General features: G+C 65.3%; 14 protein-coding genes and 1 tRNA gene. 13 read left to right on the top strand and 2 right to left on the bottom strand.

The window, feature by feature from the left end; genetic code table 11:
- The first annotated feature begins 68 nt into the window (after positions 1–68).
- A complete protein-coding gene (locus DFK10_RS06110; RefSeq protein WP_109387688.1) occupies positions 69–1,400 on the top strand; it encodes an enoyl-CoA hydratase/isomerase family protein in 1,332 nt (443 codons plus the stop codon).
- On the opposite strand, the gene DFK10_RS06120 is transcribed toward DFK10_RS06110, so the two are convergent.
- Entirely contained in the window at positions 1,397–1,612 is a 216-nt protein-coding gene (locus tag DFK10_RS06120; protein ID WP_109387690.1) for a hypothetical protein, read from the bottom strand. The two genes, DFK10_RS06110 and DFK10_RS06120, sit on opposite strands and share 4 nt — an antisense overlap.
- 142 nt (positions 1,613–1,754) lie before the next feature.
- Here DFK10_RS06120 and DFK10_RS06125 point away from each other — a divergent pair, with 142 nt between their 5' ends.
- A complete protein-coding gene (locus DFK10_RS06125) occupies positions 1,755–2,018 on the top strand; it encodes a DUF2312 domain-containing protein (protein ID WP_109388026.1) in 264 nt (87 codons plus the stop codon).
- A 118-nt stretch (positions 2,019–2,136) separates the two neighbouring features.
- Here DFK10_RS06125 and DFK10_RS06130 read toward each other — a convergent pair whose 3' ends face one another.
- Positions 2,137–3,042: a hypothetical protein gene (locus tag DFK10_RS06130; protein ID WP_328589347.1), complete on the bottom strand. Its 906-nt coding sequence runs from the start codon at positions 3,040–3,042 to the stop codon at positions 2,137–2,139.
- A gap of 135 nt (positions 3,043–3,177) precedes the next feature.
- On the opposite strand from DFK10_RS06130, the gene DFK10_RS06135 reads away from it, so the two are divergent.
- From DFK10_RS06135 to DFK10_RS06185, 11 genes are all read left to right on the top strand, one after another.
- Positions 3,178–3,253 (top strand) — tRNA-Thr (locus DFK10_RS06135).
- Positions 3,254–3,391: 138 nt separating this feature from the next.
- Positions 3,392–4,165 (top strand): 3-hydroxybutyrate dehydrogenase, encoded by a 774-nt coding sequence (locus DFK10_RS06140; protein ID WP_217810091.1) that lies wholly within the window; start codon positions 3,392–3,394, stop codon positions 4,163–4,165.
- A complete protein-coding gene (locus tag DFK10_RS06145; protein WP_109387694.1) occupies positions 4,162–5,202 on the top strand; it encodes a patatin-like phospholipase family protein in 1,041 nt (346 codons plus the stop codon). Before DFK10_RS06140 ends, DFK10_RS06145 begins: the two co-directional genes overlap by 4 nt.
- 110 nt (positions 5,203–5,312) lie before the next feature.
- The gene (locus DFK10_RS06150) at positions 5,313–5,771 is read left to right on the top strand and encodes a (2Fe-2S)-binding protein (protein WP_109387696.1); all 459 of its coding nucleotides are present in this window, start codon (positions 5,313–5,315) and stop codon (positions 5,769–5,771) included.
- Between the two features lie 4 nt (positions 5,772–5,775).
- Entirely contained in the window at positions 5,776–8,016 is a 2,241-nt protein-coding gene (locus DFK10_RS06155; RefSeq protein ID WP_109387698.1) for a xanthine dehydrogenase family protein molybdopterin-binding subunit, read from the top strand.
- A 39-nt stretch (positions 8,017–8,055) separates the two neighbouring features.
- Positions 8,056–8,946 carry a LysR family transcriptional regulator gene (locus DFK10_RS06160; RefSeq protein WP_109387700.1) on the top strand — a complete coding sequence of 297 codons (891 nt, stop codon included), beginning with the start codon at positions 8,056–8,058 and terminating at the stop codon, positions 8,944–8,946.
- A 93-nt stretch (positions 8,947–9,039) separates the two neighbouring features.
- Entirely contained in the window at positions 9,040–9,495 is a 456-nt protein-coding gene (locus DFK10_RS06165) for a formate dehydrogenase subunit gamma (RefSeq protein ID WP_109387702.1), read from the top strand.
- A complete protein-coding gene (locus tag DFK10_RS06170; protein ID WP_109387704.1) occupies positions 9,492–11,009 on the top strand; it encodes a formate dehydrogenase beta subunit in 1,518 nt (505 codons plus the stop codon). Before DFK10_RS06165 ends, DFK10_RS06170 begins: the two co-directional genes overlap by 4 nt.
- Positions 11,006–13,906: a formate dehydrogenase subunit alpha gene (gene fdhF, locus DFK10_RS06175; protein WP_109387706.1), complete on the top strand. Its 2,901-nt coding sequence runs from the start codon at positions 11,006–11,008 to the stop codon at positions 13,904–13,906. The genes DFK10_RS06170 and fdhF overlap by 4 nt, the downstream gene beginning before the upstream one ends.
- Positions 13,903–14,700, top strand: coding sequence for a formate dehydrogenase accessory sulfurtransferase FdhD (fdhD, locus tag DFK10_RS06180; protein ID WP_109387708.1), 798 nt, complete (start codon positions 13,903–13,905; stop codon positions 14,698–14,700). The genes fdhF and fdhD overlap by 4 nt, the downstream gene beginning before the upstream one ends.
- Positions 14,690–14,914: a formate dehydrogenase subunit delta gene (locus DFK10_RS06185; RefSeq protein ID WP_109387710.1), complete on the top strand. Its 225-nt coding sequence runs from the start codon at positions 14,690–14,692 to the stop codon at positions 14,912–14,914. Before fdhD ends, DFK10_RS06185 begins: the two co-directional genes overlap by 11 nt.
- Positions 14,915–15,021: the final 107 nt, after the last annotated feature.

The raw sequence follows: 15,021 nt of genomic DNA on the forward strand, positions 1-15,021 counted from the left end.
GGCAGCGCTCGGGGCCTAATGGTGCCATGAAGGTGACCGGTCACGATATGACGCGGGGCGGCGACTGAATGGCCCGCCAGGTGCGGTTCCGGGTGATGGACGGCGTGGCGATCGTTTCGCTGGACTCGCCGCCGGTCAATGCGCTGTCGGCGGAAATGCGCGCCGCGCTCTGGCATGTTTTCCAACGCATCGAGACCCAACCCGAGATCCGCGCGACGGTGCTGCGCGCCGAAGGGGCGCTTTTCTCTGCAGGGGCCGATATCCGCGAACTGGGCGCATCGCATTGGGCCGAACCCACGCCGCGCCAGCTCTGCGACCTGATCGAGAATTGTTCGAAACCGGTCGTCGCCTGCCTTGAGGGCCAGGCGCTGGGCGGCGGGGCAGAACTGTTGCTGGCGGCGCATTACCGAATTTCCGAGGCTGCCGGGCGACTGGGTCTGCCCGAAGTCTCCCTGGGGGTCCTGCCTGGCGCGGGCGGCACCCAGCGCATGCCGCGCCTGGTGGGGGCGGAGCTGGCACTTCAATTGATGGTCAGCGGGCAGTCCATTTCGGCGCCTGATGCGCTGCGCATGGGCCTGCTTGACGGGATCACCGAAGGCGATGCGACCTCGGGCGCGGTGGCCTTCACGCGCAAGCTGCTTGCTGAAGAAAAGGGGCCGCGTCCAACCCGTGCCCGCCGCGACCGAATGGCGGATGCCAAGGCCTACCAGGCCCATATCGCCAAGGCCCGGCGTGACCTCGCCCGCTCGCCGCTATTCGCGCCGCACCTGATCGTGGATTGCGTCGAAGCGGCTGCGCTCTTGCCGTTCGAGGCGGGGCAGGCCTTCGAACAGGATGCTTTCGACCGCTGCCGAGGACATCCGCAATCGGTCGCGCTGCGCCATGTCTTTCTGGCTGAACGGCGGGTGGACAAGGCCCTGTTGCGGCGCGAACAGGGCGGATTCAAGCCGACCGATCCCGACGGGCGGGCACTGGTTCTGCGGTTGCGCAAGGCATTGAGGGCAGCGGCGCAGGCCCTGGTCGATACGACGGACCTGGACGAAGTGCGCATCGACGCGGCGATGGTCGCCTACGGATTCCGTAAGGGCATATTCGGCGGCAAACCGGACCCGGTAGAAAGCGTCTCGATCCTGCGACGGCTCATCGCTGCGCTGATCTCTGAAGGCGCCTCTCTGTTGGCCGAGGGGCACGTGGCGCGGCCTTCGGATATCGACGCTCTGGCGGTCCACGGGCTGGGGTTTCCGCGCCGCATGGGCGGGCCATGCCGCGCCGCACAGACTATGGGGCTGATCGGTCTGCGCAGCGACATGCGCGGCTGGGCCGAAGAAAACCTGATATGGGAGCCGCCCGAAATGCTCGACGAGGCCATCAAGCAGGCCGCCGGGTTCGATGCGCTTTAAGTCAGGATCACGCCCATGACCACGCAGGCCAAGCCCAGGGCGGACAGCATGAAGGCACCCAGGTTCAGGGGCAGCGCCCGCTGAATGCGCGCGCGCAATTCATCGTCGCTCAGCCCCGCCTTGCGGGCGCGGTTCACCTTGACGATGCTGGCGATGATACCGGCAAGGCCGATCAACGAGAGGGCGGCGCCGATCCAGACGAGGGCTTCCATGACATGCTCCGACAATTGGGTGATGCCCGCCTAGCGCGCCGCGCGCCGCTGCGCAAGACAAGCCCCCTTGCAGGGCAGCGCGACCGGGGCTAGTCAGGTCGCCTGAAACTGCGCACAACCCGCCATGAACGAGGATTTTCAGATGAGCGATACAGACACCGTCACCGACTCCCAATACCGGATTTCCGCGGGTGAGCTGCGCCAGTTCGTCGAACGCTTCGAGCGGCTGGAGGCGGAGAAGAAAGACATCGCCGACCAGCAGAAAGAGGTCATGGCCGAGGCCAAGGGGCGTGGCTACGACACCAAGGCGATGCGCAAACTGATCGCCCTGCGCAAACGTGAACCCCAGGAAATCGCCGAAGAAGAGGCGGTGCTTGAGGTCTACAAGGAGGCGCTGGGTATGTAAGGCGTAAGGCGCGGCACTGGGGCCGTGTCCATGGCTGCCCGCGTGGCGACTTTGCGTTCAGCGTTGGGCGACCCGATTCACCGCTTGGGACCCGGTGACTTTTCCCGGTCCGTCGCCCTCACGGTGCGATGAAGTTCACGCCGGGCATCCGGGCGATGCGCTGGCAATCCTCTTCATAGGCTTGGGTCAGGAAGTCGATGGTCTCTTCCGTCCAACCCGGCAGGTCGATCTCGTCCTCGATGGCCTCGTCAAGGGCGTATTTCTCAAGGAAGGCCGAGATGATCCGCCTTTTTTGCACCTCGGTCTGGGGCGGGTGCGACCTGAGATAGGCGACGAAGCGTTTCATGCCGTCTTCGCTCATGATCGAGGATAGAAGATCGAAACCGCCACTGATCTTGGTCAGGGGATCGACCCCCGAAATCTCGCGGATCAGTTGCGACCAGATCAGCGGCGTATCCTCGTTGCACCAGACAGTGAGCGTGGCGCGCGGGATCAACTCTCGGATGCGGTCTACCAGCGCCGACCAGCGCATGTCCGCTGGGGCCAGGCCGTGCATGAACTCGGCGAAATTGTCATCGGGGATCGCGTCGAAGACCGCTGGCAGCCATGTGGCCGGATTGCGCAGGGCAAGGAAAAGCTCGATCTCGTCGCTGTGAAAGATCGCGTCGAGGCCGGTGAATTTCTCGTCACCCAGCCGGTAGAGCTGGCCCTGGTCGAAAATCCGGCGATGGACGCACATGAACTGGTCGTTGGACATGACCAGGCGGTTGCATTCTTCCTCGTCGACGATGGCATCGAGCAGGATTTCACGGGTATCGGGCGCGGGCGGGCGACCGTCCAGCCCCTGGATGGTTTCGCGCAGAAGGCGGCGATACTTGCTCGGACCCGGCACCTTGATGCCCTGAGCAGCGAAGGTGTCGGCATTGCGCAGAAGCGATTTCAGAAGCCGGTCCTCATCCGTGCAATTGGCCCCGATATGGTAGACGATCTGCATGTTGTCCTCGGCCCGCGCAATTCCTGCCACGGCGCGCAGCATAGGCGGCAAACGCGGTCAGGAAAACCGCCTTCTGCCGACATTCAAAAGATCATCCCGGCAAGGGGCGGAACGGGAACGGCAAGGCTTGCGCCAGACCGCGCCGCGCGCTAGACGATCCTTCGTGCCCCTATAGCTCAGCTGGTAGAGCAACTGATTTGTAATCAGTGGGTCGGGAGTTCGAGTCTCTCTGGGGGCACCACACGGCCACGCTAGGCAGCCCCGCCCTGTTTGCATTGCCGAAATCCGCGTGATCTTCCAAATTCCCTCTGGCAATGCCGCGCCGAGGCGATAGGTTTGCTGCAAAGCAGCAATAAGGAGCCGCGCCATGTCCTACACCATATCGCTGACCGGAAAGACCGCCATCATCACCGGGTCGACCTCGGGGATCGGGCTGGGCATCGCCCGCGAACTGGCCGGGGCGGGAGCGGATGTCGTGCTCAATTCCTATACCGATGAGCCTGAGGATCACGCGCTGGCCGAGCAGATCGCCAAGGATCACGGGGTCAGCGCGCGCTATATTCAGGCCGACATGTCCAAGGCCGACCAATGCCGTGCGTTGATCGAACAGGCGGGGGCTTGTGATATCCTGGTGAACAATGCCGGCATCCAGCATGTCGCCCCGATCCAGGACTTTCCCACCCAGAAGTGGGATGCAATCATCGCCATCAACCTCAGCTCGGCCTTTCACACCACCGCTGCCGCCTTGCCGATGATGCGCGCGGCAGGCTGGGGGCGCGTCGTCAATGTGGCTTCGGCCCACGGGCTGACGGCCTCTCCCTACAAATCCGCCTATGTCGCGGCCAAGCACGGGATCATGGGCCTGACCAAGACCGTGGCGCTGGAAACCGCCGAAGAGCCGATCACCGCCAACGCGATCGGCCCCGGCTATGTGCTGACGCCGCTGGTCGAGGCGCAGATCCCGGATACGATGAAGGAATACGGCATGGACCGCGAGAGCGTGATCCGTGACGTGATGCTCAAGCGCCAGCCGTCCAAGGATTTCGCCACCGTCGAACAGATGGGCGGCACGGCGATCTTTCTGTGCTCTGACGCGGCCGCGCAGATCACCGGCACGTCGATTTCCGTCGATGGCGGCTGGACCGCGCTATGAGCCAGCCGCTGCGCATCAACCTCGCCCTGCAGGGCGGCGGGGCGCACGGGGCCTTTACCTGGGGCGTTCTGGACCGGCTGCTGGAGGAGGACGAGATCGAGATCGCCGCGATCTCGGGCACCTCGGCGGGGGCGATGAACGGGGCCGCGCTGAAATCGGGTCTGCTTGCCGGTGGCCGGGCCGGGGCGCGCGAAAATCTTGACTGGCTCTGGGAACAGATCGGCGCGATCAAGACCGAGGGGCTGACCGACTGGATGCAGGCCTGGCTGCCGGATCCGGGCCATGTCAGCCGGTCGGTCGAGTATTCCCCGGCCTATGTCTGGACCGACATGGTCGGCCGGATGATGTCGCCCTATGGCTGGGGGCCGCTTTATCGCAATCCGCTGACACCGGTTGTCGAGAAGTTCGATTTCGGCCGGGTCTGTGCCCATGAGGGGCCAGAATTCTTCGTGTGTGCCACGCAGGTGCGCGACGGCAAGATCCGTGTCTTTTCCGGGGACCGGATCACAACCGATGCGATTCTCGCCTCGGCCTGCCTGCCGACCCTGTTCCAGGCGGTCGAGATGGAGGATCCCGAAACGGGCAACATGGAAGCGTTCTGGGACGGCGGCTATACCGGCAACCCGGCGCTTTTCCCGCTGTTCGCACCGGACCTGCCGCAGGATATCGTCGTCGTGAACATCAATCCGCTGCACCGCGAAGCGCTGCCCCGAACACCGCCCGAGATTCAGAACCGGATCAACGAGATCAGCTTCAACTCCTCGCTTTTGCGGGAACTCCGCGCCATCGACTTCGTCCAGCGCCTGCAGGATCAGGGGACCATCGCCGAGGGCGCGATGAAACGCCCGCTGGTGCATCTGATCGCCGATGATGGGTTGATGAACGAATTGTCGGTCGCGACCAAACTGGTTGCGGTTCCCTCGGTAATCGGCCAGCTGAAACAGGCCGGACGGCGCGCGGCGGGGGACTTCCTGCGCGACCACAAGGCTCGGATCGGGCGGGAACAGACGACGGACCTGCGAGCCATGTTCGGCTAGATCGGTCCGCTTGTCCTTGCGTCACTTTCTGCCGGTGGCGCAACGAGGTCTATGGCATTCGCCGTCGGTTCCACTACCTTGGGGTGAAAGGAACGACAGGGAGTGCCGCGATGAAACTCACCGTGAACGGAACAGAGCACGAGGTCGATGTCGAACCGGACATGCCGCTTTTGTGGGTCCTGCGCGAGGAACTGGGATACACGGGCGTGAAATACGGCTGCGGCGTGGCCCAGTGCGGTGCCTGCACCGTGCATATCGACGGCGAGGCGCAGCGGTCCTGCCAGGTTGCCGCCGCCGATGTCTGGGGGCCGGTCACGACGATCGAGGGGCTGGGCACGCCACAGGCCCTGCACGCGGTGCAAGAGGCCTGGATCGAACACCAGGTGGCGCAATGCGGCTATTGCCAGTCGGGCCAGATCATGCAGGCGGCGGCCTTGTTGTCCTATGCTCCTGATCCGACCGATCAGGACATTGACGACGCCATGGGCGGAAACCTGTGCCGGTGCGGCACCTACACCCGTATCCGTGCCGCCGTGAAAACCGCCGCCGCCAAGTTGCAGGAGGCCTAAGCCCATGTCGCGTATCGGAAAAATCGCCCGCCGCTCCTTTCTCGTCGGCTCGGTCGCCGTGGCCGGGGGCGTCGCCTTCGGCATCTGGCGCTATCGCACCCCCTATGCCAATCCGTTGCAGGATGACTTGCCCGAGGGGGCGGCGGCGCTGACACCCTATGTGAAGATCGACGCGGAGGGCGTGACGCTGATCACCCCGCGCGCCGACAAGGGGCAGGGTGCCTATCACGTGCAGGCCGCGCTGATCGCGGAAGAGCTGGATATCGAGTTGGATCAGATCGCGGTCGATCCCGGCCCGCCCTCGGCCGCCTATTGGAACGGCGCGCTCGCTGAAGAGGCGGCAGAGTTCATGGTGCCGAGCGATGGCATGGTGCGCGGCATGGCCGAAGGGGTTGTGAACGCCTCGATGAAATTCATCGGCCTGCAGATGACCGGCGGGTCGACCACGGTGCCGGATGCCTATCTCAAGCTGCGGCAGGCCGGGGCCTCGGCCCGCGAGACGCTGAAACTGGCCGCGGCACAGGAAACCGGCCTTGATGTGGGCGAATTGCGCACCGAGGGCGGGGCCGTGATCCTGCCGGACAGCACCGCCTTGCCCTATACCCGGTTGGCTGCGGCCGCGGCCGGCTTGGACCCGGTGCAGGATGCCGAGATCAAGGACCCGGCCGATTGGCGTATCCTCGGCAAACCCATGCAGCGCCTTGATATCGTGGCCAAATCCACGGGGACGCAGGATTACGGGATCGACATGCAGGTCGAGGGCATGGTTCACGCCACCGTGCTGCTCAACCCGCATCAGGGCGGGGCGCTGAATGGCTTTGACGCGAGCGAGGCCGAGGCCATGCGCGGCGTCAAGGCCGTGGTGCCGATCACCGGCGGCGTGGGCGTTGTGGCCGACAACACCTGGCGCGCCATTCAGGCCGCCCGCGCCGTGCAGGCCGATTGGGGCCCGTCGCCCATGCCTGCCACGATGGAAGAGCATTGGAAGGCCCTGTCCGACAGCTTCACCCCCGAGGCCCAGGACAGCCGCAAGCGCGACGATGGCAATGTGGAGGCCGCCCGGAACGGCGCCGAGCTGGTCGAGGCCGAGTATCGCGCGCCCTACCTCGCCCACGCCCCGCTGGAGCCGATCAACGCCATCGTGCGCATCGACGAGGACGGCGCCGAGGTCTGGACCGGCACGCAGGTGCCCCGGTTTGTTCAGCAGAACGTGGCGAAGATCGCCGGGCTGGACCCCGATCAGGTGACGGTGCATGTGCTGATGATCGGCGGGAGTTTCGGCCATCGGCTCGAGGACGAGGTGGTCAAGCAAGCCGCCGAGATAGCCGTGCAAATGAAGGGCACTCCGGTCAAGCTGACCTATTCGCGCGAAGAGGACATGATGCATGATTTCCCGCGTCAGATCGCCATGGCGCGGTTACGCGGCACAGTGCGTGATGGCCGGGTGGACAGCCTCGATCTGGGCATCGCTATGCCCTCGGTCATGGGCTCGCAGATGTCGCGGCAGGGGCTGAGCGTGCCCGGACCGGACAGCCAGATCGTCGCGGGGGCCTGGGAACAGCCCTTTGCCATCCCGAACCAACGCGTCACCGGCTATCGCGCGCCCGATCTGGCGCCGATCAGTTCCTGGCGGTCGGTCGGGGCCTCATCGAACGGTTTCTTCTACAACGCGGCGCTGGATGAGTTGATCCATGCCGCCGGGGCCGACCCTTTGGAAGAACGTCTGCGCCTGTGTGACGATCCGCTGGCCCGCGCCGTGCTGGAGGCCGTGGGCGACATGTCCGGGTGGTCCGGCCCGCTGGGCGATGGAAAAGGGCGCGGCGTGGCGCTGACCCGGTCCTTCGGCGTGCATACCGCCGAGGTGGTCGAAGTGACGAACACCGATCGCGGTATCCGCATCGACAAGGTCTGGGTCGCCGCCGAGGTAGGCCGCGTGCTGGACCCGGTGAATTTCGAGAATCTTGTTCAGGGCGGCGTCATCTTCGGCCTTGGTCACGCGATGAATTGCGAGATCACCTATAGCGACGGCATCGCCGAGCAGGACAACTTCTACAGCTTCGAGGGCATGCGCCAGTTCCAGGCGCCGCAGATCGAGGTGCGCGGGCTGGAAAACGGCGATCACGTGCGGGGCATCGGGGAGCCGCCGGTGCCGCCCGCCGCGCCCGCGCTTGCCGGGGCGATCTTCGCCGCCACCGGCACCCGGCTGCGGGAAATGCCCTTCAACAAGTTTGTCGATTTCGCCTGACCTCGCTACGATAGGGCGCATCTATCGAAAGGGCGCCCTATGATCGACAAATTGGAAATGTTCATCGCGCTGGCGCGGGAAGAGCATTTCGGCAAGGCGGCCGAGGCCATGGGCGTGACCCAACCGACCCTGTCGGCGGCGATCAAGCAGCTTGAGGATCAGCTGGGCGTCATGCTTGTCTGGCGCGGGTCGCGCTATCGGGGGCTGACGCCCGAGGGCCAGCGCACGCTGGACTGGGCGCGCCGGATCGTCGCCGACAGCCGCGCTTTGCGTGACGAGATGCGCATGGCCCGCGAGGGGTTGTCGGGCAACCTGCGCATTGCCGTGATCCCCACCGCCCTGACGCTGGTCGCGGACCTGACCGAGGGCTTTGCCCGGACCCATCCGAACGTGCGCTTTTCCGTCCTGTCGCGGACCTCGACCGAGATCCTGTCGATGATCGAGAACCTGCAGGTCGATGCCGGTCTGACCTATCTGGACAATGAACCGCTGGGCCGGGTCACGACCCAGCCGATCTATGCCGAACGCTATGTTCTGGTCGCCCGCAAAGGCCACCCGATGCTGCGCGCGGGGCTGGGCTGGGCCGATCTGGGCGGCGTGCCGCTTTGCCTGCTGACCCCGGACATGCAGAACCGCCGGATCATCAGCCAGCACCTGTCCGAAGCCGGGGTCACGGTGGATCCAAAGGTCGAATCATCCTCCACCATCGTGCTGATCAGCCATGTTCTGCGCGGCGACTGGGCGACGATTCTGCCCCGCAAGGCGGCCGAGATCTTTCTCAAGGACGGCGATTTACAGGCCGTGCCCATCGTCAATCCGGACGCGGCCCATGTGGTCGGGCTGATTGCGCCCCATCGCGAGCCCATGACACCGGTCCTCAGGGCGCTTCTGGCCGAAGCACGGTCGCTTTCTGACCGTGGCGTTGATTGATAGGGAAACTCTATTGACCAACGGAAAGTCGATATTGATTCATGGGGCAACCTGCCGCATCACGCGCGGGTAGACCCATGAAAGGCGCCCGTCATGAGCGATCCCACCCTGCCAGAGACCATGGCCGAGATCTTTGCCCGCCACCGCGGCCAAGAGGGGCCGATGCTGCCCATCCTGCATTCGGTGATGGAGGCCTTTGGCCATATCCCCGAGGGGGTCGTGCCGCTGATCGCCGAGGAATTGAACCTTGGCCGCGCCGAGGTGCATGGCGTCATCAGCTTCTACCATGATTTCCGCAAGGAGCCGGCGGGGCATCACCTGCTCAAGATTTGCCGCGCCGAAGCCTGTCAGGCGGTGGGCGCCAACGCCCTGACCGAACGGGTGCTGAGCAAGCTGGGTATTGGCTGGGGCGAGACCACGCCCGATGGCCGGATCACGGTCGAGCCGGTCTATTGCCTGGGCCTTTGCGCCTGCGGGCCGGCGGCCATGGTCGGGAACCGGGTGATCGGGCGCGCAGACGAGGCCAAGATCGAGGAGGCGCTGGCATGAAGATCTACGTTCCCCGTGACAGTGCCGCCAAGGCGCTTGGGTCCGATGCCGTCGCTGCCGCCATCGCGGCCGAGGCCGAGGCACGTGGTCTGGATGTGATCGTGATCCGCAACGGCACGCGCGGCATGATCTGGCTGGAACCGCTGGTCGAGATCGAAGAGGGCGGCGCGCGCCGCGCCTTCGGCCCGGTCAGCCCCGCCGATGTGCCCGCCTTGCTGGATGGCACGCTGGAGGGGCTGGGCAAGGTTGATTACATCCCCTTCTTTGCCCGTCAGACGCGGCTGACCTTTGCCCGATGCGGCCTGATCGACCCGCTGGACCTGGACGCCTACGAGGCCCATGGCGGGCTGGCCGGGCTGCGCCGGGCCATCGCAATGACCGGCCAGCAGATCGTGGACGAGGTCAAGGAAAGCGGCCTGCGCGGACGTGGCGGCGCAGGCTTTCCCACGGGCATCAAGTGGCAGACAGTCCATGATGCCGAGGCCGAGCAGAAATACATCGTCTGCAATGCCGATGAGGGCGACAGCGGCACCTTTGCCGACCGCATGATCATGGAGGGCGACCCGTTCACCCTGATCGAGGGCATGGCGATTGCCGGTCTCGCCGTGGGCGCGACCAAGGGCTATGTTTACCTGCGTTCGGAATATCCCGATGCCATCGAGGTCATGAACGAGGCCGTCCGCATCGGCCGCGCACGGGGCCTGCTTGGGGCGGACGTGCTCGGTTCGGGCCGGGCCTTTGACATGGAAATCCGCGTGGGTGCCGGGGCTTATGTCTGCGGCGAGGAAACCTCGCTGCTCAATTCGCTCGAAGGCAAGCGGGGGATCGTCCGTGCCAAGCCGCCGCTGCCGGCCCTGGAAGGCTTCCTTGGCAAGCCCACCGTGGTCAACAACGTGATCAGCCTTGCCACCGTGCCGGTGATCTTCGAGAAAGGCGCGCAACACTACGCGGATTTCGGGCTGGGTCGGTCCAAGGGCACGATGCCGATCCAGATCGCGGGCAACGTCAAGCATGGCGGCCTGTTCGAAACCGCCTTTGGCATGCCGCTGGGTGAGCTGGTCAATGACGTGGCCGGTGGCACCGCAACGGGCCGCCCGGTCAAGGCGGTGCAGGTGGGCGGCCCGCTGGGCGCCTATATGCCGCCCTCGAAATTCGACACGCCCTTTGCCTATGAGGAATTCGACGGGCAGGGCGGCTTGATCGGCCATGCCGGGGTCGTGATTTTCGACGATACGGCGGATATGCTGCAAATGGCTCGCTTCGCGATGGAATTCTGCGCCGTGGAAAGCTGTGGCAAGTGCACGCCCTGCCGGATCGGCGCGGTGCGTGGGGTCGAGACCATCGACCGGATCGCCGAGGGCGATGGCGGGGCAAAAGAGCTGTTGGTCGATCTCTGCGAGACCATGAAGGACGGATCGCTTTGCGCGCTGGGGGGCTTCACCCCGTATCCGGTCATGTCCGCACTTGAAAACTATCCCGACGATTTCGCGACCCGGAAGGAGGCCGCAGAATGAAAGATTTCATCATCCCCACCGACGACCGGGACATGGGCACGCCCGCCTCGAAGTCCGACAAGATGGTCACGCTGACAATCGACGGGTTCGACGTGCAGGTGCCCGAGGGCACATCCGTGATGCGCGCCAGCGCCGAGGCCGGCATCCAGGTGCCCAAGCTCTGCGCCACCGACAGTCTAGAAGCCTTCGGGTCCTGCCGCCTCTGCGTGGTCGAGATCGAGGGGCGGCGGGGCACGCCGGCCTCCTGCACGACACCGGTTGCGGACGGCATGGTTGTCCATACGCAATCTTCCAAGGTTCGGAGGATCCGCAAGGGCGTGATGGAATTGTACATTTCCGACCATCCGCTGGATTGCCTGACCTGCGCCGCCAATGGCGATTGCGAGTTGCAGGACATGGCTGGGGCCGTCGGACTGCGCGACGTGCGCTACGAGGAACCCAAGGCAGGCGGCTTCGTGAACCATTTCGAGGCGCGCGACACCGGCGGCGACGTGAACCCGCAATACCTGCCCAAGGACGACTCCAACCCCTATTTCACCTATGACCCGTCCAAGTGCATCGTCTGCAGCCGCTGCGTGCGGGCCTGCGAAGAGGTGCAGGGCACTTTCGCGCTGACCATCGAGGGCCGGGGCTTTGACAGCCGTGTCTCCGCCGGTGCGGCGGGCGACGACTTCCTGACATCGGATTGCGTCAGCTGCGGCGCCTGCGTGCAGGCCTGCCCGACCGCCACCTTGCAGGAGAAATCCGTGATCGAGATGGGCACGCCAGAACGGTCCGTCATCACTACCTGTGCCTATTGTGGCGTCGGCTGTTCCTTCAAGGCCGAGTTGCAGGGCGACGACCTTGTCCGCATGGTGCCCTACAAGCACGGCAAGGCGAACCGGGGGCACAGCTGCGTCAAGGGTCGCTTCGCCTATGGCTATGCCAACCATGCCGACCGCATCCTGAACCCGATGATCCGCGACAGCATCGACGAGCCGTGGCGCGAAGTCAGCTGGGAAGAAGCCATCGGCTTTGCCGCCCAAAAGATGCGCGGGCTTCAGGACAAGTATGGCAAGAAGTCCATCGGGGTCATCACCTCCAGCCGCTGCACGAACGAAGAGACCTTCCTGGTGCAGAAGCTGGCCCGTGCGGTCTTCGGCAACAACAACACCGACACCTGCGCGCGGGTTTGCCACTCACCCACCGGCTATGGGCTGGGCCAGACCTATGGCACCAGCGCCGGGACGCAGGACTTCGATTCCGTCGAGGAAACCGACGTCGCCATCGTCATCGGTGCCAACCCGACCGATGGCCATCCGGTCTTTGCCAGCCGCCTGAAGAAGCGTCTGCGTCAGGGCGCGAAACTGATCGTGATCGACCCGCGCCGCATCGACCTCGTCAAATCGAACCATATCAAGGCCGCCCATCACCTGGCTTTGCGGCCGGGCACCAACGTGGCCGTTGTCACCGCCCTGGCCCATGTGATCGTCACCGAGGGCCTTTATGACGAGGCCTATATCCGCGAGCGCTGCGACTGGGATGAATTCCAGCACTACGTGGAGTTCGTGAGCGATGCCCGGCACAGCCCCGAAGCCACGGAGATGCTGACCGGCGTGCCGGCGGAGGACCTGCGCGCGGCGGCCCGCACCTATGCCACCGGCGGGCGCGGCTCGATCTATTACGGGCTGGGCGTGACCGAGCACAGCCAGGGCTCGACCACCGTGATGGGCATCGCCAACCTCGCCATGCTGACCAGCAATGTCGGCGGCAATGGCATGGGCGTGAACCCGCTGCGCGGCCAGAACAACGTGCAAGGCTCCTGTGATATGGGCTCTTTCCCGCACGAATTGCCCGGCTATCGCCATGTCAAGAACCCCGAGGTGCGCGACCTCTTCAAACAGGCCTGGGGCGTCGAGATCGACCCGGAGCCGGGCCTTCGCATCCCCAACATGCTGGATGCGGCCGTCGATGGCACGTTCAAGGGGCTTTACTGCCAGGGCGAGGATATCCTGCAATCGGACCCGGACACGAAACACGTGGCCGCGGGCCTTGCGGCGATGGAATGCGTGATCGTCCATGACCTGTTCCTGAACGAAACCGCGAATTACGCCCATGTCTTCCTGCCCGGCTCGTCCTTCCTGGAAAAGGACGGCACCTTCACCAATGCCGAACGTCGCATCAACCGCGTGCGCGAGGTGATGAAGCCCCGCAACGGCTATGCCGACTGGGAGGTGACGCAGCTTCTGGCCAATGCCATGGGCGCGGGCTGGACCTATACCCATCCCAGCCAGATCATGGACGAGATCTCGGCGACCACGCCGTCTTTCGCGGGTGTCTCCTACGAGGTTCTGGAAGAAAAGGGGTCGGTCCAGTGGCCTTGCAACGAGGCGCATCCCGACGGCACGCCGCTGATGCATGTGGATGGGTTCGTGCGCGGCAAGGGCCGTTTCATGATTACCGAATACGTGGCCACGGATGAAAAGACCGGCCCGCGCTTCCCGCTCTTGCTGACCACGGGCCGCATCCTGTCGCAATACAACGTCGGCGCCCAGACCCGCCGGACCGACAACGTGGTCTGGCACCACGAAGACGTGCTGGAAATTCACCCCCATGATGCGGAAGTGCGCGGCGTGAACGAGGGCGATTTCGTCAAGCTGGCCAGCCGGTCGGGCGAGACCACCTTGCGGGCGACGCTGACCGACCGGGTCAGTCCGGGCGTGGTCTATACCACCTTCCACCACCCGGACACGCAGGCCAACGTGATCACCACGGATTATTCTGACTGGGCCACGAATTGCCCGGAATACAAGGTCACGGCGGTCCAGGTCAGCCCCTCGAACGGGCCGACCGAGTGGCAGGAGGACTACAACGCCCAGGCCGCGCAATCGCGGCGGATCCTGCCGGCGGCGGAATGACCGGCGCGCGCGCGACCAGCACGCGCATCGTGCGTGATGGCCGCGCCGTCGCGGGCACCCGGGCCTTGCCCGAGGAGGTGCCCGTGGCGCTGGTCTATAACGGCACCACCCAGGCGGTCATGATGGCGACCCCGGCCGACCTGGAGGATTTGGGCCGTGGCTTCACCGTGACCGAAGGGCTGGCCGGGCGCGACGAAATCGACGCGCCCGAGGTCGTGACCCACGAGACCGGCATCGAAGTTCGGATGTGGTTGCCCGAAGGTCGCGCGGCGGCCATGGCGGCCCGCCGCAGGGCCATGACCGGGCCTGTGGGGTGCGGGCTGTGCGGGGTGGACAGCCTCGACCAGGTGTTGCGGGAATTGCCGCCCGTGGGCGAGGGGGTGAAGGTGGCACCGTCCGATATCGCCCGCGCGATGGCCGAGCTGCGGGCGGGCCAGGCCCTGCATGATCGCACGCGCGCGGTCCATGGCGCGGGGTTCTACCTGCCCGGACAGGGGCTTGTGGCGGTGCGCGAGGATGTGGGCCGGCACAACGCGCTGGACAAGCTGATCGGCGCGGTGGGCGACTGCAGCGCCGGGATGATCGTGCTGACCAGCCGGGTCTCGGTCGAGATGGTGCAGAAATCCGCGATGGCCGGGGCCGGCGTGATCGCCGCCGTTTCCGCGCCGACGACGCTGGCGGTGCGGACAGCCGAGGCCGCCGGCCTGACGCTGGTCGCGCTGGCGCGGGATGAAACGTTTGAAATTTTCACCCATGCAAAGCGGGTGACAGAGGAGGGTGAAGATGTCGCCTGAGAAAATGGTGCGGATGGCGAACCAGATCGCCACGTTTTTCGAAAGCCAACCGGATGAGGACAAGGCCGGGCGCGTCGCGGCGCATCTGGGCGATTTCTGGGAGCCGCGCATGCTGGAGCAGCTGCGCGCGCATCTTGAGGCCGGTGGCGAGGGGTTGAGCCCGCTGGCCCGCCAAGGGGCCGAACGGGTGCTGGCCGAGAAGGAACAGGCCTGAGGGGCGCTGCCCCTCTTGGCCTGCGGCCAATTCACCCCGGGATATTTCGGGGTCCGAAGAAAGGTGGGTCAGGGGACTTGATCCGGTCTGGGCCGGGCGGGTCTATC

The sequence above is a fragment of the Salibaculum griseiflavum genome (assembly GCF_003129565.1).
Lineage (GTDB): Bacteria > Pseudomonadota > Alphaproteobacteria > Rhodobacterales > Rhodobacteraceae > Salibaculum > Salibaculum griseiflavum.

Excerpts from the sequence above, each read along its gene's own strand:
- DFK10_RS06145 (WP_109387694.1), top strand. The coding sequence starts at position 4,162 with ATGAGCCAGCCGCTGCGCATCAACCTCGCCCTGCAGGGCGGCGGGGCG.
- DFK10_RS06120 (WP_109387690.1), bottom strand. The coding sequence starts at position 1,612 with ATGGAAGCCCTCGTCTGGATCGGCGCCGCCCTCTCGTTGATCGGCCTT.
- DFK10_RS06165 (WP_109387702.1), top strand. The coding sequence starts at position 9,040 with ATGAGCGATCCCACCCTGCCAGAGACCATGGCCGAGATCTTTGCCCGC.
- DFK10_RS06150 (WP_109387696.1), top strand. The coding sequence starts at position 5,313 with ATGAAACTCACCGTGAACGGAACAGAGCACGAGGTCGATGTCGAACCG.
- fdhF (WP_109387706.1), top strand. The coding sequence starts at position 11,006 with ATGAAAGATTTCATCATCCCCACCGACGACCGGGACATGGGCACGCCC.
- DFK10_RS06110 (WP_109387688.1), top strand. The coding sequence starts at position 69 with ATGGCCCGCCAGGTGCGGTTCCGGGTGATGGACGGCGTGGCGATCGTT.
- DFK10_RS06185 (WP_109387710.1), top strand. The coding sequence starts at position 14,690 with ATGTCGCCTGAGAAAATGGTGCGGATGGCGAACCAGATCGCCACGTTT.
- DFK10_RS06170 (WP_109387704.1), top strand. The coding sequence starts at position 9,492 with ATGAAGATCTACGTTCCCCGTGACAGTGCCGCCAAGGCGCTTGGGTCC.
- fdhD (WP_109387708.1), top strand. The coding sequence starts at position 13,903 with ATGACCGGCGCGCGCGCGACCAGCACGCGCATCGTGCGTGATGGCCGC.
- DFK10_RS06125 (WP_109388026.1), top strand. The coding sequence starts at position 1,755 with ATGAGCGATACAGACACCGTCACCGACTCCCAATACCGGATTTCCGCG.
- DFK10_RS06155 (WP_109387698.1), top strand. The coding sequence starts at position 5,776 with ATGTCGCGTATCGGAAAAATCGCCCGCCGCTCCTTTCTCGTCGGCTCG.
- DFK10_RS06160 (WP_109387700.1), top strand. The coding sequence starts at position 8,056 with ATGATCGACAAATTGGAAATGTTCATCGCGCTGGCGCGGGAAGAGCAT.